At 56.4% G+C, this 24382-nt stretch carries 16 protein-coding genes and 2 pseudogenes; 1 reads left to right on the top strand and 17 read right to left on the bottom strand.

Going from position 1 to position 24382, the window contains the following annotated elements; genetic code table 11:
- Positions 1–406 precede the first annotated feature (406 nt).
- The 7 genes and pseudogenes from paoC to EQW76_RS17400 all read right to left on the bottom strand — a co-directional run bounded on the left by paoC (position 407) and on the right by EQW76_RS17400 (position 10577).
- Positions 407–2607 (bottom strand): annotated as a pseudogene (gene paoC, locus EQW76_RS17370) (aldehyde oxidoreductase molybdenum-binding subunit PaoC).
- 3 nt (positions 2608–2610) lie between these two features.
- The gene (locus EQW76_RS17375) at positions 2611–3561 is read right to left on the bottom strand and encodes a xanthine dehydrogenase family protein subunit M (protein WP_143123008.1); all 951 of its coding nucleotides are present in this window, start codon (positions 3559–3561) and stop codon (positions 2611–2613) included.
- Entirely contained in the window at positions 3558–4196 is a 639-nt protein-coding gene (paoA, locus tag EQW76_RS17380; protein ID WP_143123009.1) for an aldehyde dehydrogenase iron-sulfur subunit PaoA, read from the bottom strand. Before paoA ends, EQW76_RS17375 begins: the two co-directional genes overlap by 4 nt.
- A 228-nt stretch (positions 4197–4424) precedes the next feature.
- On the bottom strand, positions 4425–7724 hold the full coding sequence (locus EQW76_RS17385; protein WP_143123010.1) for an error-prone DNA polymerase: 3300 nt from the start codon (positions 7722–7724) through the stop codon (positions 4425–4427).
- Entirely contained in the window at positions 7721–9235 is a 1515-nt protein-coding gene (locus EQW76_RS17390; protein ID WP_143123011.1) for a DNA polymerase Y family protein, read from the bottom strand. The genes EQW76_RS17385 and EQW76_RS17390 overlap by 4 nt, the downstream gene beginning before the upstream one ends.
- Positions 9153–9908 carry an ImuA family protein gene (locus tag EQW76_RS17395; RefSeq protein ID WP_143123012.1) on the bottom strand — a complete coding sequence of 252 codons (756 nt, stop codon included), beginning with the start codon at positions 9906–9908 and terminating at the stop codon, positions 9153–9155. The genes EQW76_RS17390 and EQW76_RS17395 overlap by 83 nt, the downstream gene beginning before the upstream one ends.
- Positions 9909–10268: 360 nt before the next feature.
- Positions 10269–10577: a hypothetical protein gene (locus tag EQW76_RS17400; RefSeq protein WP_142831029.1), complete on the bottom strand. Its 309-nt coding sequence runs from the start codon at positions 10575–10577 to the stop codon at positions 10269–10271.
- Positions 10578–10730: 153 nt separating this feature from the next.
- Between EQW76_RS17400 and dinB the strand changes: the two genes are divergently transcribed.
- Positions 10731–11819, top strand: a complete 1089-nt coding sequence (gene dinB / locus EQW76_RS17405) for a DNA polymerase IV (protein WP_143123013.1) — start codon at positions 10731–10733, stop codon at positions 11817–11819.
- A 359-nt stretch (positions 11820–12178) separates the two neighbouring features.
- On the opposite strand, the gene EQW76_RS17410 is transcribed toward dinB, so the two are convergent.
- From EQW76_RS17410 to EQW76_RS17455, 10 genes and pseudogenes are all read right to left on the bottom strand, one after another.
- The gene (locus EQW76_RS17410) at positions 12179–13129 is read right to left on the bottom strand and encodes an acyltransferase (RefSeq protein ID WP_161991081.1); all 951 of its coding nucleotides are present in this window, start codon (positions 13127–13129) and stop codon (positions 12179–12181) included.
- A gap of 71 nt (positions 13130–13200) precedes the next feature.
- Positions 13201–13494: a hypothetical protein gene (locus tag EQW76_RS17415; RefSeq protein ID WP_143123015.1), complete on the bottom strand. Its 294-nt coding sequence runs from the start codon at positions 13492–13494 to the stop codon at positions 13201–13203.
- Positions 13495–13531: 37 nt separating this feature from the next.
- Positions 13532–14689 (bottom strand): annotated as a pseudogene (locus EQW76_RS17420) (IS3 family transposase).
- 146 nt (positions 14690–14835) lie between these two features.
- Positions 14836–15912, bottom strand: a complete 1077-nt coding sequence (locus EQW76_RS17425; RefSeq protein WP_280176911.1) for a glycosyltransferase family 1 protein — start codon at positions 15910–15912, stop codon at positions 14836–14838.
- 26 nt (positions 15913–15938) lie between these two features.
- Positions 15939–18845, bottom strand: a complete 2907-nt coding sequence (locus EQW76_RS17430; protein WP_143123017.1) for a glycosyltransferase — start codon at positions 18843–18845, stop codon at positions 15939–15941.
- A gap of 11 nt (positions 18846–18856) precedes the next feature.
- Positions 18857–20209 carry an FkbM family methyltransferase gene (locus EQW76_RS17435; protein WP_143123018.1) on the bottom strand — a complete coding sequence of 451 codons (1353 nt, stop codon included), beginning with the start codon at positions 20207–20209 and terminating at the stop codon, positions 18857–18859.
- A complete protein-coding gene (locus EQW76_RS17440; protein ID WP_143123019.1) occupies positions 20209–21450 on the bottom strand; it encodes an ABC transporter ATP-binding protein in 1242 nt (413 codons plus the stop codon). The genes EQW76_RS17435 and EQW76_RS17440 overlap by 1 nt, the downstream gene beginning before the upstream one ends.
- Positions 21450–22235 (bottom strand): ABC transporter permease, encoded by a 786-nt coding sequence (locus EQW76_RS17445; protein ID WP_143123020.1) that lies wholly within the window; start codon positions 22233–22235, stop codon positions 21450–21452. The genes EQW76_RS17440 and EQW76_RS17445 overlap by 1 nt, the downstream gene beginning before the upstream one ends.
- 21 nt (positions 22236–22256) lie before the next feature.
- Entirely contained in the window at positions 22257–23210 is a 954-nt protein-coding gene (locus tag EQW76_RS17450) for a GDP-mannose 4,6-dehydratase (RefSeq protein WP_143123021.1), read from the bottom strand.
- A gap of 12 nt (positions 23211–23222) precedes the next feature.
- Entirely contained in the window at positions 23223–24209 is a 987-nt protein-coding gene (locus EQW76_RS17455) for a GDP-mannose 4,6-dehydratase (protein WP_143123022.1), read from the bottom strand.
- Between the last annotated feature and the right edge of the window lie 173 nt (positions 24210–24382).

The raw sequence follows: 24382 nt of genomic DNA on the forward strand, positions 1-24382 counted from the left end.
GGCACGCGGAACATACGTCGCTGTCGATGCGCAAACGCTTGCAGCCTGTTCCAACCGGCCGGCTGAGACCCTTGGTAAATCGCTTGGCGCGTGGTTCGCAGCTCAGCGATCACGGCCGGCTCTCCTTGGGCTGCGGGCCATTCGCCCAGGTTTTAACGCTTGCCTAAGGCTGGCCTATCTGACCACCGTGCTCACCACCATCGTTTTGCCGCCCCGCCGCCGATTTCAAGGAGGGTTGCCAGCGCCACCGGCCTCATGGAACCACTGTTCGGCGAGGCCCAGGGCTTGTCCGGGATCATCCGTGCGTGCCGCGCTTACAGGCAGCGGCATCTGAAGCTCGGCGACATTCACCCTCAGGACCTCTACTTCCGCAGTTCCACGGCTCCAGTCGACCACCACCAGCATGTCAGGCGACCTCCGGAAGACCACCGATCAGTCTGTCGAGCGTGATTGGATAGTCCCGGACCCGGATGCCAGTTGCGTTGTAGACGGCGGTGGCGATGGCAGCGGACACGCCACAGAGACCAAGCTCGCCAACGCCCTTAGCCTTCATCGGCGAAGACATAGGATCCGTCTCATCCATGAAGATCACCTCCTGGTGCGGGATGTCGGCATGGACCGGCACTTCGTAGCCGGCCAGATCATGATTGACGAAGAACCCTTTGCGGGTGTCCACAGCCAGTTCTTCCGACAGCGCGCCGCCTGCGCCCATCGTCATTGCGCCGATGACCTGGCTGCGTGCGGTGATGGGATTGAGGATGCGGCCCGCAGCACAGACGGCGAGCATGCGCCGGATACGGGTCTCCCCCGTCGCGACATCGACGCCGACTTCGACAAAATGCGCGCCGAACGTCGATTGCTGATGCGTTTTCGACAGATCGCCCCACGTCATCGTGTCTTCCCCGACAAGTCCGTCGGAGCCTGCGGCCTCGGCCAGCGAAACCGATCTGTCGCCAGAGCGCACCATACCGTTTTCGAAGGCGACGTCATTGGCATTCAGCCCGAGCTTCTGGGCAATCGCCTCACGCAGCTTGATGCAGGCCGCATAGACGCCGGACGTGGCGGAATTGGCCCCGAACTGACCGCCCGAACCGGCCGAGACGGGAAAACGGCTGTCACCGAGATGGACGCCCACCTTGTCCATCGTCACGCCCATCATCTCGGCGGCAGTCTGGGCGATGATCGTATAGCTGCCGGTGCCGATGTCGGTCATATCTGTTTCGACCGTCACGATCCCGTCCTTGTCGAGGCGGACCCTCGCTCCAGACGGAACTGTCTGGTTGTTGCGAAATGCCGCAGCAACGCCCATGCCGACCAGCCAATTGCCGTCGCGCCTCGATCCCGGCCTTGCGCGGGCATCCCAGCCGAAGCGTTCTGCCCCCCGTTTCAGGCAGCCGATCAGATTGCGGTGCGAAAAGGGTCGTTCGGGTTTTTCCGGGTCGACTTGGGTGTCGTTGACGATCCGAAACTTTATCGGGTCCATGCCGACCTTCTCGGCAATCTCGTCGATGGCGATCTCGAGCGCCATCAGTCCAGGCGCTTCTCCCGGCGCACGCATGGCGTTGCCTTCCGGCAGGTCCAGCGTTGCCAGCCGCATGGCAGTCATACGATTGGCGCCGGCGTAGAGAAGCCGGGACTGCATCACGGCCGTCTCCGGCTTTCCATCTTTAAGGTTTCCGGACCAGCTTTCATGGCCGATGGCCGTGATCTTGCCGTCACGCCCGGCCCCGATCCGGATGCGCTGGATGGTCGCCGGACGATGCGTGGCATTGTTGGCCATCATGGCCGCGGCAACGTCACCTTCACCGGGCGCTTCGCAGCCTTCGCTGCAAAAGCCGCAAGAACGGTATCGGCGCGCAGGAACAGCTTGCCCCCGAAACCGCCGCCGATGAAGGGCGACATAAGGTGAATTTTCTCCTTGTCGACACCGAGAGTGGTTGCAAGGTCGGTGCGCCACCAGTTGATCATCTGGCTTGAGGTCCAGACCGTCAGCTCATCGCCGCTCCATGCGGCGATCGAAGCGAATGGCTCCATCATCGAATGCGACTGGTCGGGCGTCGTATAGCGTTCATCAAGACTGACGGCGGCGGCCTTGAAGGCCCCCTCGAAGTCCCCGACCGCCGTATCCTGCTCGTCCTTGGACTCCTTCGGTTCGACCGCGCCGGCCATAGCGTCCTTCAGGTCGAAGGAACCCTTCCCTTCGGTGTAATCGACCTTGATCAAGGCGGCCGCTGACCGCGCCTGTTCGAAGGTCTCGGCAACCACGACCGCGACCGCCTGATGGTAATGCTGGATTTCCTCGCCGCCAAATAGATTGGCGATGTTGAATTTGCCTTTCTTGCGTTTGCCGACGTCAAGCGCAGTGACGACGGCGATGACGCCCGGCGCGGCCTTCGCGGCGTCCGCGTCCACCGATTTGATGCGACCCATGGCGATGGCCGCGCCCACCGGATAGCCATAGGCATAGCGGATCGCGGGATCGTGCCACTCATAGGCATAGATCGCACGACCGGTGGTCTTGAGCTGGCCGTCGATGCGCGGGATCGGCTGGCCCACCACCTTCAACTGGTCGATTGGATTGGTCGTTGCTGGCGTATCGAACTGCATGGCTCAACCCCTGGCTTCGGTGATGACAGCACCGAGCGCGCGCTCGACGAGGTTCACCTTGAAACGGTTCTGGTCGGACGGGCGGGCGTCTGCGAGGAGGACCGCAGTGGTGGCCCGCGCGCCCTTCGGCAATTGCACCTCGGCGGCGTCCATCCGCCACGGCTTGTGGGCGACACCGCCGACGGCGACGCGCCCGGTCCCATCGGGCTGAATAATCGCTCCGACGGAGATCAGCGCGAAGGCATAGGAGGCGCGGTCGCGAACCTTGCGGTAGATGTGCTTACCCCCGATCGGCGCGGGCAGGGTGACGGCCGTGACGAACTCGCCAGGCTCGAGCACGGTCTCGATATGGGGCGTGTCGCCCGGCAGACGATGGAAATCGGCGATCGGAATGGCGCGGGTCTGCCCGCTCTCCTTCACGGTCTCGACGACCGCATCCAGGGCGCGCATGGCGATTGCCATGTCGCTTGGATGCGTGGCGATGCAGGCGTCGCTGGCGCCGACAATCGCCAGTTGGCGGGTGACGCCGCCGATGGCCGAGCATCCGCTGCCCGGCTGGCGTTTGTTGCAGGGCTGGTTGGTGTCATAGAAGTAGGGACAGCGTGTCCGCTGAAGGAGGTTTCCTGCGGTCGTGGCCTTATTTCGCAATTGCCCGGAGGCACCGGCCAGCAGCGCGCGGGATAGAAGTCCGTAGTCGCGCCGCACGGTCTGGTCGGCGGCAAGGTCCGTGTTGCGCACAAGCGCCCCGATGCGCAAGCCGCCCTCGCCCGTGGCTTCGATTTTACCGAGACCGAGACCGTTGACGTCGATCAGGTGGCCCGGTGTCTCGATCTGCAGCTTCATCAGGTCGAGAAGATTGGTGCCACCGGCGATGAACTTGGCGTTCGGATTGCTGGCTGCAGCCTTGGCGGCGGCCTCGACAGAGTTGGCGCGTTCGAAGGTAAAGGGTCTCATGCTTCTGTCCCCGCAACGTCCCTGATGGCATCGACGATGTTGGAGTAAGCGCCGCAGCGACAGATATTGCCGCTCATGCGTTCGCGGATCTCGGCGAGCGTCGCCTTTCCGTCCGCCGTCAGATCGCCCGTGACATGGCTCGGGACATTCGCCTTGATCTCCTCCAACATCGCCACGGAGGAACAGATTTGTCCCGGCGTGCAGTAGCCGCACTGGAACCCGTCATGCTTGACAAAGGCGGCCTGCATGGGATGGAGATCGCCGGGCTTGCCGAGGCCTTCGATCGTGACGACCTGGTCGCCCTCGTGCATCAGGGCGAGCGTCAGGCAGGAATTGATCCTGCGCCCGTCGACGATGACGGTACAAGCGCCGCACTGGCCGTGGTCGCAGCCTTTCTTCGTGCCGGTCAGATGAAGATGCTCCCGCAGGGCGTCGAGGAGGGTCGTCCTGTTGTCGACGTCCAGTTCGCGACGGTCTCCGTTTACGCTCAGCGAGACCTTGGAGGTGAAGGTCGCTTCGCTCCCCGCCGGTTCAGTCGCCACCGCCTTGCCCGCTATCCCGGACACCACCACGGTCGCGGCAGATGAGATGAGGAGGTCGCGGCGGGACAGTTCCAGATCGATTGGGCTTGGCATGGTCGGCTCCGCTTCGTTGGAAAAGATCGGGGCGCAAAAGTGCTCACACAGCGCCCCTTGTCTTTCCAAGCTAGGGCTACGGGCGGCGACAAATAGGGGGCGTCGTCGCATGCCGCTATCGTCCCCGATCATATATCTGTGATGGTGCGCCGCATCATATCCTCGTTCCTGCATGGCGGACAAGGGCGCACACCAACACTTCACCTTACCGGATCGATCCGGGACGGGTCATTTGCCTTCCATGCGGGCTTTGGGGATTTGGCTCGGCTGAGGATCGGGCTCGGCATGGACCGGGCCATGCGGAATTCGGAAGGGGCGTACAAAAATGTCCCGCGGTTTCGGTGGCGGTGCCCGATCGCGTGAATCTCCACCGCCAGCAGAACCATGGGCAAACTCGTCTCCACGACCCGCCGGCAATTTGAACTCGATCTCCCGGTCTGCAAGGCCGGAAAGATCCCCCGTCAGGTCGAACAATTGCTGGGCAACCAGATGGACGACATCGCCTTCCCGCTGGATTCGCCCGTTGATCGCCATCATCGAGGCTCCCAGCACCACTCGACGCCGCTTTTCGAACAGCTTCGGCCAGACGACGATGTTGGCGGGACCGGTCTCGTCCTCGATCGTGATGAACATCACGCCTTTGGCCGAGCCCGGTTTTTGCCGCACCAGCACCAGGCCCGCCGTCATGACCCATCGTCCGTCCCGGGCGGTCATGGCCTCCTCGCAGGTCACGATGCTGCGCTTTGCCAGATCGTTTCTGAGAAAGGCGATTGGGTGGTCGCGAAGCGTGAGCCCGGTATGGCCGTAGTCCTCCACCACGTTATGGCCTTCGGTCATCTGCCTGAGCGCGACCTCGGGCTCGCGCTGCTCGGCGATGGCCTGCATGTCGCGTGCAGCGGCAGCGGCAAACAAGGGTAGCGGCTCGTCGCGCAGCGCCTTTATCGCCCAGAGCGCATCGCGTCTCTCGAGCTTCAGGGCCGGCCGGAACGCATCGGCCTGCGCAAGCTCGACCAGCGAGGCGGCGGGCACGCCAGACCGGCGCCACAGGTCATCGACGGAACCGAACTCTGCGTTCATGCGCGCGGCAACGATCCGGGCGGCGTCGGCGACAGCCAGGCCTCTCACGATCCGCATGCCCAGCCGGACAGCATGGCGACCCGTATCGCCAATCCGTTCCAGCGTGCAGTCCCAGCGGGACTGGTTGATGCAGACGGGGCGGATCTCGACGCCATGGACACGCGCACAGCCGACGATCTGGGCGGGCGCATAAAAGCCCATGGGCTGACTGTTCAAAAGGGCCGCGCAAAAAACGTCCGGGAAGTGGCACTTCACAAAATTGGACGCATAGGCGATCAGCGCGAAGGAAGCCGCATGCGATTCCGGAAAGCCATAGGATCCGAACCCCTCGAGCTGGCTGAAGGTCTTTTCGGCGAACGCGGCGGTGTAGCCGTTTCGCACCATGCCCGAGACCAGCTTGTCCTTGAACCTCGACACGCCCCCGGTGAACTTGAAGGTCGCCATGCTCTTGCGCAATTGGTCGGCCTCGCCGCCGGTAAACCCGGCACAGACCATCGCGACCCGCATCGCCGATTCTTGAAACAGCGGCACGCCCAGCGTTTTGCCGAGCACGGCTTCCAGTTCCGGGGTGGGATATTCGACCTTTTCCTTGCCTTCGCGACGGCGCAGATAGGGATGGACCATATCGCCCTGGATCGGCCCCGGGCGCACGATGGCAACCTGGACGACCAAATCGTAAAATGTCCTCGGCTTCAGACGCGGCAGCATCGCCATCTGGGCCCTGGACTCGATCTGAAACGTCCCGAGCGTGTCGGCCTTGCGGATCATCGCATAGGTCGCCGGATCCTCCTGGCGGATCGTCGACAGATCCAGGTCTTCGTCCTTGTGCTCGCGGATGAGATCGAAGGCCTTGCTCATGCAGGTCAGCATGCCGAGCGCCAGGACGTCGACCTTCATCATCTTCAAGGCTTCGACATCGTCCTTGTCCCATTCGATGATCTGCCGGTCTTTCATGCTGGCCGGCTCGATGGGGACGAGATCGTCGAGGCGGTCACGCGTCAGCACGAAGCCGCCAGGATGCTGTCCGAGGTGGCGGGGCGCTCCCATCAACTGCTGAGCCAGCTGCAGGGTCAGCACCAGCCGGCGATCGTCCGGATTGAGATTGAGCTCTTTCACGTTTCGGGCGCTCACCTCTTGCGACCACGACCACATGCCGGACGACAGCGCCTTGATCAGATCTTCCGGCAGGCCCAGCGCCTTGCCGACATCGCGGATCGCCCCCTTGGCGCGGTAGCGTGTCACGGTCGCGCAAAGGGCCGCCTTCTCCCGGCCATAGGTCCTGTAAATCCACTGGATGACCTCCTCGCGCCGCTCGTGCTCGAAATCGACATCGATGTCCGGCGGTTCGTCCCGCTCCTGGCTGACGAAGCGCTCAAACAGCAGATCGTTGGTTTCGGGATCGATGGAGGTGACGCCAAGAATGTAGCAGACGGCCGAATTTGCAGCCGAGCCGCGCCCCTGACAAAGGATGCCCTGGCTTCGTGCAAACCGCACGATCGAGAAGACCGTCAGGAAATACGGCGCGTATTCCATCGTCCGGATAAGATCGAGCTCATGGCGGACGATCTGCAGCGTCTTTGGCGGCAGGCCTTCCGGATAGCGATCCGGCACGCATTGCCAGACATAGTGCTCGAGGGATAGCTGCGCCGACTTTCCAGGAGCGATGGCCTCCAGCGGATACTGGTAGGTCAGTTCCTCCAGCGAAAATCGACAGCGCTCGACGATCTCCATGGTTCGCCGCAGCGCTTGCGGGTAGCGCGGGAACAGACGCGCCATCTCTTCCGGCGGCTTGAGGAACCTGTCGGCATGACGCTCCCGCTCGAACCCGACCGCGTCGATGGTGGTGTTGTTGCGGATGCAGGTGACGATATCCTGCAGTTGCCGCCTGCCCGGCTCGTGGAACAGCACGTCATTGGTAACGACGGTCTTGACCTTGAGGCGTTCGGCCATGTTGGACAGCTCATGCAGGCGCAGCTGGTCGTTGGGGCGGCGCCTCAGTGACAGGGAGAGGTAGGCGCCATCCCCAAAGACGTCGCCCATCTTGCGCAGCTGGACGGCGCACGTCTCGTCGGCAAGGTCCGGGACCAGGATACCGAGCAGGCCATCGGCATACATCGCGACGTCGTCCAGATGCAGAACGCAGTTGTTCTTTCCGCCCCTTGCCTTTCCCAGGGTGATGAGCCGCGTCAGCCGGGCATAGGCGGCGCGGTCGGTCGGATAGACCAGGATCGACATGCCGTCCGCCAGATCGAGGCGACATCCGACGACGAGCCGCACGCCTGTTTCGCGCGAGGCTATGAGCGCACGGACGATGCCGGCAAGCGAGTTGCGATCGACGACCCCGATCGCATCGATGCCCAGGTCCTTGGCGGTCGCAAACAACTCGTGGGCCGAACTGGCGCCCCTTAGAAAACTGAAATGCGTGGTCACCTGCAGCTCGGCATATCTCATGCGAAAATTCCGTGGACATACCATGCGTGGGATCCGGTCCCGCCATCGACACCGTCGCCGGAGCGGAAAATCCAGAGACGCTCGCCGGCGTCGTCCTCGACGATGAAGTAGTCGCGAACCGCCGCCCATTCGGACGTGCGCTGCCACCATTCGCCAAAGATGCGCTCGGGCCCGTCGGCGCGTTTGACCCGCCGGCGCTTGCCCCGCCACGTCACCGACACCGGCGGATGGTCGGGCAGCAGCGCGATCACCTCGACCTCTTCCGGATGGGCAAGCAGACGGACCGGACGCGGCCATTGAGGCGACCAGAAGACGTCGATATCGTCAGCGGTGGCGGCAATCCGCCGGACGCTGCGCTCCGGGACGTCGGAGGCGACCGGTGCCAGGCGGTAGACCCGCTGGCCGCGATTGCCGAAGATGTCCACAAGCGGCGTGATATCCGCGTCACCGTCCTCGACGAACGACGATGCCGTCTGGGTCTCCTCGAGCGGCTGCGACAGGACGGCGACAAGGGTCAGCCTCTCGATGCCGAAACCGGGATCGATCCTTTCGGTGCGGTCCTTGAACAGCTTGGTCAGCCACGCCACGTCCCTTGCGGGCTTTGCCGTTCCGGCACGAATGGCCTGGCGGGCATTGTCGACCGTGTCGACGATCAGGTCGGCGCGCCGGACCCCCAGCCCTTGTCTTTGAAGTTCGGCGCAGAGCTCGACGACCAGGCGCCCGACATATTTGTCTATCGTCTCTGCCGCACCGATAGGGTCCTGGAAAGAGCGCGCGACCGCAATCTGCCCAGGGCTCCTGATGGGCTCGATCGGCTCGCGGACACGACCGAACATCTGGTCAAGGCGTCGCCCGATCTCGGGCCCGAAGCGAAGCGTCAGCGGCGCGCGCGGCGTCACGGAGAGCTCCCCGATCGTGCGAAAGCCGAGGGTCCTGAGATCCCCGACGATCTTGTCCGGGAGCCGCAACAGGCAGACGGGCAAGCGCTCCACGGCGCGCAGGGTCTCGCCTCTGGGTATGATGACCGTCTCCCTTTTTATCGCCCGTGCGCAGGCGTGCGCGGCACCCCATGTGTCGGCAATGGCGACACGCGTCGTCAGACCCCTGGCGGCGAACCGATTGGCGATGCCCGTCAGCATGGCACGCTCCCCACCCTTCAGATGGTCGGCACCCTCCGTGTCCATGACGATACCGTTTTCGGCATCGACGGCGACGATGGGCGAATATTGGGTCAATGCCCACAACGCGATCCGCTCCAGAGCCGCAGCGTCGGCCCGCGGGTCGGCCTCGATCGTCAGCAATCCCTGGAACAGGGCCTGGGCCTTTTCGGCCGCCATGCCGACGCGCACGCCTGCCCGTCTTGCCGGATCGTCGGCGGCCGACACCCAGCGTTTCGATCCGCTTTTTGCAATCACGGCAATGGCCTGATCAACCGGAATGGCGGGATCGGCCGCGCGACGAATGCGATCCGTCGACAGATCCGGAAGGTAGATCGATACGACCCTGGTCATCACACGCTCCAACGACAAATTCGGCACAGGCGCCGGCCCGCGATCGCATCAGCTCCAGCAACCAGGTTGCCCGCCCGACGCCGGGTACAGGCATTGAAACCGACGGCAGCACGCTGACGCGCCATCGCGTGGTCGAGGCGGTCGGCTGGCCAAAGTCGTTGGCTTCCGTCTGCCGGCGCCATCTGCGAACGACGAGGGCCAAGCTCCCCTTCTGTTCGGCGGCCAGCTGCAGGCGCCGGCTTTCCAGCATCGGCAGCCGAACGAGCTCCCCCACGACCGCGCCGAGGCCGCCATAGGACAAGGCCTCCTCCATGGACGCAAGCACGTCCTCCTGCCGATCGCCCTCGACGAAGATGACCCGGTTGGCATCGAGGCCCGCTTGGGCGAGCGCCGGGAAGAACAGGTCTGGACGCGTCAGACACCAGACGATCTTGCCTTTGGTGCGCGCCGCAATCCCGGCAACGAACAGGGCGGCGGCTGCGCCATCGACGGCCCCGGCGCCACCGCCTGCAAACTCGTGAAGAGCGCCGCGCGCAAGACCGCCTCCCGGCAGCACGGCGTCGATCTCGCCGACACCGAAGGGCAGGCTTTCCATTGGCGTCGCCGAGCCACGCGAAAGGGAGGCGATGCGGCTGCGCAGATCGGCTATGACGTGCTCTCTTGCAGCCGTCATCGTTCACGCAATCCTCTCGGTTCGTGGTGCTCATCAGAACGACGTCATGCCGTTTCATCGATTGAAGTTCACGTTCTGTTCTGGCGAACGGCGAGAGTCAAGCCGGCATAAAATAGGAATATCCTCCTCCAATTTTAGCAAAGGAGAAGATTCTTGAGCCAAATCAGCGCCGTACCCCCGTTTGCGCCGTGTTTGGCCTCAGGCAAAAAATCGGTGGGTGCGTGCCTGGACGAAACGCCGGGCGCGGCCGGTCGCGGCATGGATGCGACCGGGAGGCGGTTGATCTTTCCGGGGAAAGGTTCGATGTGCCCCTCCCCATTCGAAGAGCCACTCGCCACGGTCATGCAAAGGCTTGGGCGCCTATTGGCCCGAGACGCGAATGGCACCCGCCTCGCCCAGACTGCGCTGGACAACCGCAACTTGGCTGGAGGCGATATTGGCGGACACCTCGATTTCGCCGCCAAGCGGCGCATCGTCTCGCGCGCCCTCATTGTGTGAAAGGTCTCCGCCCGATGGCGACGTGCCGACGGTGTTTTCATTGGTGGTCGATTGGATGAAGATGTCAGGCCTTGCGATGCCGTGCTGCTGAACCAAATGCTCGACTGCAAGATCGGCTGCGGCCCGGGTCGCGAAGGTGGCTCGGATCTTCAGGGTGCTGTCGTCGGCCATGCGGCTATCTCCTGTTGCTGATGTCACCTGGCTCAACGTCCCTTAGGCCGACAGGTTGCCTCAAGCGGGCAAGTCACCGTCAATCGCCTTGGATATCGGTCGAAACACTGCTATGTTCTCTTTTTGTTTCGCCGACAATCCCAGATGGCCGCCATGAACGACGTGACGTTATCCCCAACCCGCAAAATCATTCATGTCGACATGGATGCCTTCTATGCCTCGGTCGAGCAGCGCGACAATCCCGACCTGCGCGGACGGCCGCTGGCCGTTGGCGGATCGGCTGCCCGGGGTGTCGTGGCGGCGGCAAGCTACGAAGCGCGAACCTACGGTGTCCACTCGGCCATGCCGTCGGTGACAGCCAAGCGGAAATGTCCGGCGCTGATCTTCGTGCCGCCGCGCTTCGACGTCTATCGGCAGGTGTCGCAGCAGATCCGGGACATCTTTGCTGAGTACACATCCCTGATCGAACCCCTGTCGCTCGACGAGGCCTATCTCGACGTGACCGAGAACCTGAAAGGCATGGAGATTGCCACCGACATTGCGCTGGAGATCCGCGCGAAGATCAAGGCTGTCACCGGCCTCAATGCATCTGCCGGCATCTCCTACAACAAGTTTCTGGCCAAGATGGCAAGCGACCTGAACAAGCCGAATGGCCAGGCGGTGATAACCCCGAAGAATGGCCCGGGCTTTGTCGAGACCCTCCCTGTCAAGAAATTCCATGGTGTCGGGCCTGCGACGGCCGAGCGCATGAAACGGCACGGCATCGAGACCGGCCTTGACCTCAAATCGAAGTCTCTTGCCTTCCTCCAGCAGACTTTCGGCAAGTCCGGCCCCTATTTCTACGGGATCGCCCGCGGCATCGACGAACGCCGGGTCAGGCCCGACCGGATCCGCAAATCTGTTGGCGCCGAGGATACGTTCGTCGAGGACATCGACGATCTCGATCTGGCCAAGGCCGAGCTGAGACCGTTGGCCGAAAAGGTCTGGCGCCATTGTGAGGCCAACGCCATCACGGGAAGGACGGTGACTGTTAAAATCAAATATTCAGATTTCAGCCAGGCGACCCGTAGCAAAACCCTGTCCGGGCCTATCTCGGATATCGACATGGTACTGGAGGCCGCAGAGATTCTGCTAGCATCGGCGTTCCCGTTCAAACGTCCGGTGCGACTGCTGGGCGTTACCCTGTCATCGCTGAACACGGAAGACCGCGTGGCAGAACCGCAACTCGCTCTCGGCCTCTGACTCGATGGTCCCAAAACGAAAAAGCCTGCCGCGGGAGGAGGAGGTGCGGCAGGCTTTTCGAAAAGAACCGAACAGACAGCTTACGAGGAGGAGAGCCGCTGTTCCGACAGACGTCCCTGGGAGGAGGAGTGGGCCGCCTGAATTCGAAGCTTTGCGGGAGGAGGAGGAGCATCGCTTCGATGAGCACAAAGATAGCCGATCTCGCCGCACATTAAATAGACTTTGTTGCAGCGCAGCCATGCGAAAAACGACGAGCTGATTTGAGGAGGGAAAATGTCCCAGCGACAAAACGACAGATCATCCTACTCAATAAAGACGGCGCTCCTCGGATGTTTACAGTTTCCAAAGTAAACTACAGATTATAAAGCGTTTACAGGTGTTTGTCTCAAGCGACGTCGCCATTTGATCGAGGGGCTTTCGACAAGCTCGAACGTAGCGGCGGACAACAGCACCGAAAAAACGGGCAAAAACAAGTTCAAGCCTATCCCGTAGCGCTGATAGATGAAGATGAACATGAAATGGTTGAGGAAGACCCCGTAGCTGATGTTGCCGAGATAGTCGTCTACACGGTTTCTTTTAAGTCTAGTAAGAGACGAGACAGCGAAAACCCCCAAGATGCCTCCGAGCGCTACCTCAGCATTGTATGATCTCACTCCAATAGACGGTATTAGACAAACAATGAGCAAGGTCGCGAACAATGCCGTGGCCCCCAATGCTACGCGCGTGTTTCCTCGGGCTAACCAAGAGCCTATGGCGAAAATGAAGAACGTACCCGGTAGCAATCTATAGCCAAACCAGTCCGTGTTTATGGAACCTGAAAATGCTAAAAGAAATACCGCGACAGATGCCGCTGCCATCATATATTTCGTTCGCTCATTTGCCAGGAAAAACGATGGGAAAAACAAATAGAAGCTTACCTCAAGTCCAAGGCTCCATGCTGGTGGTAGGTAAAGAGCATGCTCCAAGCCGAACATATAAAAACCGAGCGGCAATATCGCAAAATTTAGGGCGATGCTGGCCGGTCTATGGTCGCTGACAAAATCACTTTGTAGTCCAACCGTGGCGACCAGAATGATGGTCAAGCAGAGATAGAAAAGATACTGCGGATAGAGCCTAGCCGCTCGATCAAGATAAAAAGCCGGAATATCACGTGCGGTCGGATAGTTTTTACTCATCAGCGCGGTCATTACGTAACCGCTAATCATGAGAAATGAAATTACGGCGACAACCCCAGGATTCCAGCCGAATATGGTTCCGAACGAATGAGAATACAGTACCAGAAGAGCAAGAATTAAGCGATAGGTTCCCAAAGCATCACTCGCCGTTTGATAATTTATGATGTCGATACACCCCAGGCCACAGTTGTTCAATAGTAGGATATTTATGACGCCATTACGGCCGGATCGGAGTTTGTGGGGATTGCTGTACCCGTCGCCTGAGCTGAACCGCTTACCATCAGGCCGTTGGGACCGCGATCATTGATGCGTACTACCCAGTCACGCACGATCTGAACCGTAACGCTGCCGAGCCTAGCTTCATCGGCACGCGAGCCGCCATCATAGATATATGCGAGGGCAAGAAGACGACGCGTCTGGTCAGCATCGCGTGCCTGTCGCGCCAGAAGCCAAATTTTGGCGCCGTTAAAGTCCGATCGCAAGGAAATCGCTGAACCCATCGCAAACCTCCTGCTTGCCTGACCTGCCATTGAACTTTCATCCAGCGGCGGTTAGAGCCTCGGCGGCTTTGAATACGCCAAATGGTGCGGTGTGAGCAACCGGCGGAAACGCGAAGCTTTCATCTTGCGCAGCGTTGGAGCCGGTTGCGGCGATGAGCCCGGCATAGTCTGCCGGGGTCTGATATCCGAGCGATGAGTGCGGCCGGAAATGGTTATAATTCTCCGCCCATTCGGCGATGGTGCTGGGGGCATGATCGAGGCCGAAGAAGAGGCTCTCGTTGAGCAACTCGTCGCGCATGCGTCCGTTGAAGCTCGACATATCCATTCTGCATTGGCCTTCCCGGCGCGATGTAGTGCCATTCGACCTTTTGATCTTTCGACCGGGCAAGGATGGCATTCGAGGTGAGTTCGGTGCCGTTGTCGGAGACGATCATCCCTGGCTTGCCGCGTCGTTCGATGAGGGTCGTCAGTTCGCGAGCGACGCGACGACCGGCGATCGAGGTGTCAGGAATCGCCGCCAGGCTTTCGCGCGTCACATCATCGATGACGTTGAGCACGCGCAACCTCCTTCCGCAGGCGAACTTGTCGTGGACGAAATCCAGAGACCATCGGGCATTGGCCTTCGCTTCGACCAGGATCGGTGCACGCGTGCCGACCGCACGCCGCTGGGCTTTGCGCTTGCGAACGGAAAGCCCTCCCTCGCGATAAAGGCGATAGATGCGGTTGACCCCGGAGGGCTCTCCGGCCCGCCGAAGCAGGACGAACAGTCGCCGGTATCCAAAACGTCGACGCTCATCGGCGAGGTCGCGCAGCTTCGCTCGCAACTCGGTTTCCGGCGCTCGGTTCGACTGATAGCGGATCGTCTTGCGGTCGGCGGATATGATCTGGCAGGCCCGTCGTTCGGAAAGACCCATGACGGTCTTCAGATGCGTGACAGCGTCACGCTGGGCGGCGGGCCCTACCATTTCTTTGCAAGAAGCTCGCGGAGTGCGACCGCATCCAGCATCTGCTCCGCCAGCGACTTCTTTAGCCTGGCATTCTCGTCCTCAAGCGCTTTCAGCCGCTTCGCCTCGGAGACTTCCATGCCGCCATATTTGGCCTTCCAGTTCGAAAATGTTGCTTCTGAAATCCCGTGCTTGCGGCAGAGATCAGCAGCCTTCGCGCCAGCCTCCTGCTCCTTCAGCACACCGATAATCTGCTATTCCGTAAATCTCTGCTTCTTCATTCGTCCGTCCCTTAATAGGCCGGACTTTAATCCATTCTTGAGGAAATTCTCAGTGGCAGTTCAGGCCCCATCGATTCACACCCGTCGGCTGGAAGGAAGTCCAGAGAGAGTCACACTCACTGACGGTTGGTATAAAATGCCGACGCTATCTCATGTGCGGCCTTCTTCCAAGAGAAGCGCTCCGAATTGCTCTTTCCTCTTTCGCCCAATACTCTACGCAAGTCCGCATCAGATGCTAGCCGCCGAATACTCTCAGCAATATCAGCGGTGCTTTCGGGATCGACCAAAAGTGCGGCATCCCCTGCTACTTCCGGCATCGACGAGCAATTAGAAGTGATAACCGGGATTCCAAAGCTTTGCGCTTCGATTATCGGGAATCCAAAGCCTTCGTACAGCGAGGGCATAAGTAGAAAATCGGCTGAGGCATAAAGCTGCGCTAGTTCAGAGTCGGATATGTGGCCCGTGAGAATGACGCGCTCCTGCACTCCTAGCCGCGCAATGAGCGCCGATAGATCTCCCTGTCTCCATCCTTGACCGCCCGCGATGACAAGTTTTAGGCCTTCGATATGCGGTGCGATTGAAGAGAAAGCTATAAGTAGCCGCGTAAGGTTTTTGCGAGGTTCCAACGTGCCCACGAATAGTGCATAGTGCGATTTTGTACCAAGCAGCTCAGGTTGTATAAAAAGCGGTTCACTGCACAATGGAAGCTCTGTCAAACCAGGGTAAATAACATGTGTACGATCAGTTGCGTCGGGGTAAAAATACGAGACGTCAGCCGCAGTGGATTGAGAATCGGCGGCAACGTAATCGGCGCGTTTCAGCGATGCTCGCATAAAAGCGCGCTCCCCTAACCATGTCTGCCACCGCATAGTGTTTGGAGCTTTTTGCCAAACGAGATCATGAATAGTTAGGATAGTCGGAATGCTGCGGGCAAGTCCACTCGGTAGCCTGTGCGCGGGACCCCAAAAAAGATCGAGCCCGTCATTATTCGCAGCGTTTGGAAGAGCCGTCATACTCCAAATCGCGCGACGCCATGGTCCCACAAAGTTAAAGATCTTAACCTCACAGCCTAGCAACAATGGTATTTGCGTGCGGGGCGCTTCTGGTAGATACAAAACAAGGGAGTGACCCTGCTCTCCCAGGGCACGGCACATTTCCATGACATAGCGCCCGATCCCACTAAGGCTGGGCACAAGATTTCTTGCATCAACTCCAATTTTCAACTCAGAATTACCTGACTTAATGAGGAAAGAAAAGTCAACAAATCCGTTAGTGGCTTCACCACGACACCTGGGGTTGTGATCATCATTCTTTTGAATGCGCTGTCGGGCTCATCTGTAAAGATTATGTCCACATCATACAGGTCAATCGGTTCATCGGACAGAATGTCGGGCCTAAGCCCAAGGAGAGCCAGCGCCTTCGAGCGATTATAAAACAAATCGCCCTCAGGTGTAGTCATCACAAGATCGACACGATATCCTAAGTAGGGCGTCATTAAAGCGTCCTTCAATTGTTGGGATGAGATGACCTTCTGTTGGTGAGACGGGCAAATTAAGATTTGCCTCTGCCATGCCTGGGGCCGAAAATTACGAGCACTTGCTTGTGCGAGAGAAAGGACATTAGCTTCAGTGAGACTTGGCGCGTCTCGCGCAATTGCACGACCAAGCCGGTGAGGCAAGTTAAGCGGCGATTCATATACCGACTCGATAATATCGCGATAACGGACCGCTACTTGCCTCGGCGAATGATGTGTTTGTATGTGACGTCTCGCATCGCGTCCCAAATCCGTTCTATAATCCGGAGATTCTATCAGCCCTAGTAAAGCGTTAAGTAGCTCGTCATCTGTGAAGTCGTCTGAAACCATAACGACAGTACCGGACGGCAGTTCGGCCATTGAACCATTCGCGTTAACAACCGTTGGAAGACCAGCAGCCATGCAATCCAAAACACTCGCGGACGTTTCGCCACGCGATATGCCTCTCAACTGAACTGCAATATCCGCAGCTGCCAGATAATCACGATAGGTTTCTTGATCCACCCACCCTGTAATTCGTCCTATGCCGTTATTGCTATTTTTCCGGAGTTCATTGTCGATGTTCATCCCATACGCGCCACTCCATGCACCAACAAATACTAAGTTCACCGGCTGGGAAATGACATCCTGCAATCTTGCCCAAGCTTTCACAAGTCTGTGGTTGGATTTGGTAGGAAAGACGATACCAAAACAACAAAGAAGTAGTTCTCCAGCGGCCACCCCGAGCTTTTCCCGAGCCAATTCTCGGTTGCCTGGCGGTACAGCACTCCGCGCCAGAGGCGCCGTATTCCATGTAGCCGGCAAGCTGCTCCCAAAGTACTTAGCGCCCAAACTCACAGAGAAATCAGAGTGCGTTATAACTCCCAAAGCACTGGAGAAGACAGAAAAATTACAGGGATACCTTTCGACTAATTCATCGACACTATGTGCCTCCAAGTAATGCAGCCCAGGATAGGAATGAGATTCAAAAACTTCGTCAACGAGAGAATTTTTTCGTAGCCCGCGGATTTGCATGAAATCGTGGATTCCGCTTAGAAAAAAATCGTGCATTACCGCGACACCGGGCACTTCCAGCGCCAGATCGAACATATGTGAATGGAAATCGGAGTTACCAAAATTGTAAAGGATCCGATCATATTCATGAGAACACTTATAGAACGTATCGCTGGTTATTAGTCGAGCGTTAGCGTTAGCCCAAGTAAAATCAGTGACGCCTTCGACCACCAAGTCGATATCATAGAAGCGTGCCAGCTCAGGCAGCAGCTCGGCGCTAAAATCCGCAATCCCGGATTTCATTGGTGGCAACGGCGAAAGATAGGCCATGCGCAAACGCGCGCTCTTCCCCAATGGACGTGAGACAATTGAGGACCTCCGTGATTCAAACACGTTTCTCAAAGCTGTTAATGTACGTCGACCGCTTTCATCCCAGCTGAACCGTTTGACCTGTTGCAGGGCGTGATCTTTAAATGCTTCTCGAAAAGCTTTATCGGTTAACCCCATAACAATTTTTGAAACAATTGCCTGCTTATTGGATGCATCAAATAGTGCTGGCTCAAAACCAATCACCTCAGGTATGCTTGACGTATTTGCGCCAATTACTACAGCGCCACATTGCATAGCCTCGAGTACAGGCAAGCCAAATCCCTCATATAAAGAGGGAAAAACAAATAAATCGCAAAGATTGTAAAGGTGAACTAGATCATCTTCGGAAACGAACCCAGTTAAGATCACGGAACCAGAACGAAGACCTTTACTTGACGCCAATGAAGTGAGACGCTCGCGTATAAATTGATGTACCGAGCATACGATAACCAACTGCGTCTTCATCAGGACTTCACTCGGCAGATCAGCAAACGCCTCAATCAGACCTTCGACATTTTTCCGATGGTCAATACCACCGGTGTACAATACAAAATCGCCACGAATGTCGTACTTGCCACGCAAAAGCGCCTCAGTATCCGCGTCAATATTCTTCTTACAAAATCCTTCTGCGGCCGAGGAAATATTAACCACCTCCTCATCGCCAAAGCCTAGGCAATTTAAGGCATCTTTACGTGAACATTCAGAGATAGCAAGCAATACGTCTGCTTTTCGGACTTCTTGAAGTTTTCTTTCGTACCAAGACTCCATTTCGGCATTAGATAAATATAGAGACCGATACAAATACGGAATTAAATCGTACAGGATCAATCCAGTGGGGATATTTTCATAAAATCTGTCTATTGACAGTACAAAGTCGTCGCCAGAGCCTTCAAATATACTTGTAATAAGAATGACGTCTGGGGCCAGTGAGCTTATGTACGCTTCGCGAGACAATTCCGCCGCAATACGTGCCGACGGAGTTCCATCGAGCGCGCTGACATCGCTATTGCAATGCCAAACTCTTACCTGATCCTGTCGCAAATCTAGGTTCATTTCAGCAAGTACGTCTGGAATACACTCCCAGAAAGCCGAAGAAAAAAGCAGGATTATCTCATCATCGTTTTCTTTATTCAAAAAAAGAGAACGGACAAGGGACTGAGTATAGCGTCCAATGCCTCTATTTCTCGAACCGCTCGACTGGGCGCCCTGCATGTCAATAAGGATTCGCATGATTACCTGTCTTAGCGGATGCTGAACTGGCGAGCTCTGCTGCGAGCCACGCGGGATATTGTTGAAAGCTCTTCTTTCGACAGCGCGAGCCTGTGAGTATCACGATTGTTTTCAACGCTTGGAAACGCCTGACGGTGGAGAGTTGGCTTAACCTGAATTGCCGAGAAACGTGTAGCCAGCATCCGGATCCAAGGATACCTATTGATCGTCCTACGCGTCAGATTATAAAGACGTGGGTGCTTTTGGATGATTCCACCGATTAGACGAAATGCAGAGCGCGGAAATCGAGTCACGATATTGCGAAGCCGCAGCGTTATTTTGCCTATCAGCCCTGAGGTCCTTTTAATTGCCCTAGACGTCACACGATACGGCGCTGTGATCCGCCAGCTAAAACTCTCGTGTATCAAAATCAAGCGATTATGAAAGTATTCGGCATTCTTTTGACTCTCAGACAGTGAATGCTTTAGGCTCGAGTTATATTCACGTATACTCTCCAACTCTTGAAGTAAATCGCGCTCCCGGTCCATTGCTTGTCTTCGACTTTCAGACAGCACCTGTTGAATCTCAACTTCCCGGTCCCGGCAGTCAGATAGCTGCTCGAGGAGCCCAACCTCGCGGACCGCGGCTTCTGCCTGTACTTCAGCCAGGCGATTCTTCATAACCGCCGAAATCAGTGAAGTTGCCGTGCCAGATAGCGAAAAGTCGTCGAACACATTAGGCGGAGTGTCAAACGCGACCTTCAGTTCTAAGTGATCTTGGTGGACGAAATAGCAATTCAGGCCGTCAAAATAGCAAAGTTCGTAATTACGATCAATAAGTTGGCTTTGCCAAGAAGGCTCGGATCTTTCCGTTGAAAGAGGTTCCGTCGATTCTATTACAACAATCCAAGGTCTAGCCAAGTTTTCGGCCCAACTAGCGAGAACCGTACCTTCCATTCCCTCGACATCGATTTTCATCCAATGAATTTGTTTAGTCTTGTTACGATCAAAGAGCGCATCCAGTGAAATCAGGTCTACCTCAATTTCCTGACAGCGAAAGCCTCGCGATTTATGTTGCTCTGCAACAAGTGAATTTCCCGTGCTAAGACCTGTTTCCGGAAACTCAAAAAACCGAATAGAGCCGATGCCATCGCCAACTGCGTTCTGCAGAACGGCTTCATCCGGGCGGTTCTCGCGCAATCTAGAAGCGTATTCGGAGGTCGGCTCTACATGTATGCCACGCCAACCGACTTCATAGAAGCCCCGGCTTACTGAATCAATAACTGGATCCTGAGCTCCAATATCTATATAGAAGCCGCTTTCGATATGTTTCAATGCGCGCCACAGCATAGCGTCTTCAAAGTTCTGAGCGTAAGAAACGAACATCACTGCACCCTGCTAATCACAAATTTCGCATCAAGGAAATTGGTCCCTACGAAAGTATCGTGATCAGTATTTACGACGTCAAAAACCAAAGCGTTATCTTGCCATTCGTAATTTTTTTCAAGGTGGGTATCCGATGCAACCAGTGCTGGAGAAAAAGAATAGGAGCCGGGGCCTAATGAACATGTGAAATGAGTTTCGTAAACAACGATTTGTCCCGCCTCTAAATCATGAATAATCTGCTTTGTATGCCAAGTGTTGGTTCCCCAAACCAAATGACCGGTTCGATCGCGCAACATATATCCAAGAACTAGGCTTGGTATCATGGCTTTCGTCGATGCTTCCAACCGAAGCAACAAGCGTTGGCCTGCTCTAACAACACTTACCTCTGCACGGGTATCTTCATCTAAAAGTACGAGTTTCGAAATTGAAATTTCAAGGGTGCCGGAACGGGTTTTCATCCATCCGTTATCTCCACGGACTTGTTCTATTCCGCCCGACGCTTTCGCATTTTCTCTGTCAGCGATCATTGCATTGTAATAATCCACCACCTCGTCTGGTAGCCCGTCTCTAAGTACTTTACCCTTGTCCAAGAGAATGACGCGGTCGCAAAGAGCCCGAACGTCGCCGAGGCTATGCGTTACCAATATTATTGAGCTGCCTTGATCTTTAAACTGCCTGATTTTATCAAAGCTTTTGTGCTGAAAATAACTATCTCCGACCGACAAAACCTCATCGACAATAAGTACGTCCGGGCGCTTTGCCGTCGCGAGCGCAAAGGCGAGGCGAGCCTGCATGCCGCTCGAATACACACGGATTGGTTGATCGAAGAAGTCGCCAATTTCTGCGAACGTTTCGATTGATGGCATGAGTGCCCTTAGTTCATCTTGCGAAAAACCCATCAGACCACCGGCATTATAGATGTTTTGGCGGCCGCTAAACTCTGGATTGAATCCAAGACCAAGCTCAAGAATCGCGCTGATTCTGCCGTATACGGTAATGTCACCAGACGTCGGGCGCACAGTACCGGTAATCATCTTTAAGAGTGTGCTTTTTCCCGCACCGTTCTGGCCGATAAGGGCAAGGGCTTCGCCTGCCTTGACTTCAAATGACACGTCGCGAGTAGCCCAATACTCCGATACTGGCTCAATACTAGCGCCAAACCAGGTGGCAAATCGGTGCATATTGCTTTTGTATGAAGCGTAGCGTTTGCTAACACTTGAAACAATAAGGACATTTGACATTAGAGTGCATCAACCAATTCTGGACTGGCCCGGCGGAACAAAACAAAAGACGCGGTCACCGCTACAGCAACCACTACAACAGAAGGCACTAGGGCCGAGAAGTCAGGTGCCTTGTTCAGCAAAAGTGCATCTTGATAAATAGCGATGAGCCCCGTCATAGGATTAAGTTTTATATAGGATTGGACATTTTCGGGCATCGCATTTTCCACATATACGATTGGCGTCAACCAAAACCACAATTGCATAACGACTGTCATCACTTGCCCAACATCCCTGGCAAAGACATTAAGTACCCCAAGAAAAACACCCAGTCCAAATCCCATGGCGGAAATAAGTGCAATTCCGACGGGGATATAGATCCAAGCTCTACCTGGGAAATGTCCGAAAAAGAGAAATATTACGGCAATCGCCAGAAGGAGAAAGAGATGATTGATTATTGCTCCCCCCCAAACAATTACTGGTAGACAGAGCCGCGGAAAGGCAATTTTTTTCAAGGCCGACGACTGTTCGATAAAAACAGTGATACTACGATTGAGGATTTCACTGAACAATCCCCAAGCCGCCATCCCAGACAGCAAATAGATCGGGTAGGCTGCGGGGCTTTCCATGTTCGGCATCCGCGCACGCATTACCTCAGCTAGAACAATCGAAAAAATCAGTGACTGCGCAAGTGGATGCAATAGAAACCACAAACCCCCTAGATATGAGCGCGCGAAGCGGCCTTTCAGCTCCCCCCGAATTGATGATAATATGAAATAGCGATACTGCCAGAGGCTCTTCAGCACGATGAGAGACCCCGGTAATGTTTACTGTGCATTGACGCGCTCTCTCCAGTCTGACAAAACTGCTTGTATGGTCTCTTCTAGGTTAATCTGGGGCATCCATCCGAAGCATTTCAATGCTGCGCTAGCGTCTCCGCGTGCCATTTCAATTTCGATTGGCCTAACTCGATCAGGCGAGGCGACTACCTCAATGTTAAGGCCTGACAACCTCACGAGTATCTCGAGAATAGTGCGGATCTCCACAGTTTTACCTGAGGCCAGATTGAAAACCTTACCCTCTACATTGCGACCTTTACCTAAGGCCGCGAGCGCATAAGCGTTGACGACGTCGCGCACGTCGAGGAAATCTCGGTGAGCGGCAAGATTTCCCACTTCAATAACTGGTGGTTTGAGGCCAATCTCGATCCGAGCAATCTGGCTTGCAAAAGCTGGAACAACAAAAGTTTCCGCCTGGCCTGGCCCAGTGTGGTTGAACGGACGAAAACGGATTGAACGCAAACCATCGAAATGCATTTGTCCCAGAGCGATATCGGCAGCAGCCTTAGTTGCCCCATAAACAGTCATCGGTTTCAACGCGTTATTTTCAGTGACGAGAGCGGAATCCGCAAAGGCCTGCCCATACGCCTCTGAACTGCCGGCGAACACAAACCTACATTCAGGCACTTCGCTCAATACAGCAGACGCCAAATTGATCGTGCCGTGAAAATTTACATTCCATGCTTCAGTAGGATTTTTTCGGGCTTCTTGTGGAGCCGTGATCGCTGCGAGATGGACAACCGCAGTCGGGCGGAAGTCGCGCAGTACCGATACGACTGAGGAATTATGTGTCACATCTAGGTTAATATCGCACCCAGATCCGCGTCCCGCAGTCACCAACGCCAAATTGGCGTCCGCGGAAAAGTCCAACAAGACCCTCGTCAGCCAAGTGCCAACGAACCCAGATGCGCCGGTAACAAGGATCCTGTGCTGCGTTGACATCGGGAATTGCCTCTATGCAGTCTTTAAATGAGCCAGACGCTTCAAATCCGCATCGACCATCTCGACGATCATATCTTCTAAGGAAATAGTCGCCTCCCAACCGAATGCGTCTCTCGCTTTCTTGGGGTTGCCAAGGAGTACATCTACTTCCGCCGGACGAAAGAGATCCGAATCTATAACAAGATGCTCGTCTATGTTGAGACCGGCATGTTCGAATGCGATCTTGCACATGTCGCGTACAGTTGTGGTTCGGCCAGTGGCAATTACGTAGTCGTCTGCAACGTCCTGCTGCAGCATCATCCACATTGCACGAACATAATCTTTGGAATGACCCCAATCACGTTTGGCATCGATATTGCCGAGGCGTAGTTCGCTTGCTGCGCCGAGCTTGATACGTGCAACGCTGTCAGTGACCTTTCGCGTTACGAATTCAATACCGCGCAGAGGGGACTCGTGGTTAAAGAGAATTCCGCTTGAAGCGTGTAGACCAAAGCTTTCTCTATAGTTCACAGTCAGCCAATGACCATACAGCTTCGCAACGGCATAAGGGGATCGTGGGTAGAAAGGAGTTATCTCAGACTGCATCGGCTCCTGAATTAACCCATACATCTCAGACGATGACGCCTGATAAAATCGTGCATCGGGCAGTTCGAGGCGGACCGCTTCAAGCATGTTGGCGACACCGAGGCCAGTTACGTGACCAGTGAGAATTGGTTGTTGCCAAGAAGATTTGACAAACGACTGCGCACCAAGATTGTAAACCTCATCAGGCTTTATGTCACGAAGTGTGCGGATAATGCCAGACAGATCGAGCAAATTGCCGTCCACGATTCTGACATTCTTAGTGATACCGAGCCAGTCAAGGCGACTGAGGTTCACGTCTGAGCTGCTAGAACGGCGTGCAAGGCCATGAACTTCATAGCCCTTTTCCAGCAGAAGTGCTGCAAGATAGGCTCCATCCTGACCGGTGATGCCGGTCACCAATGCTGTTTTTTTCACGTTCGTCTCCGAAGTAATCCATCTACCGACAAGAGTCCTTCCGCCTTTTGAGCCTCAGGCATCTCAGGGACGGCTTAGGTGGTTTGATATGAAATTACAACAACGATATACAAATCCACAGACCAGCGACAGCGCTCGGATGTGATAGAGTGCGTAGGGCTTGGGCTGCATCA

This window comes from Rhizobium sp. rho-13.1, from assembly GCF_007000305.1.
GTDB classification, from domain to species: Bacteria; Pseudomonadota; Alphaproteobacteria; order Rhizobiales; family Rhizobiaceae; genus Rhizobium; species Rhizobium rhododendri.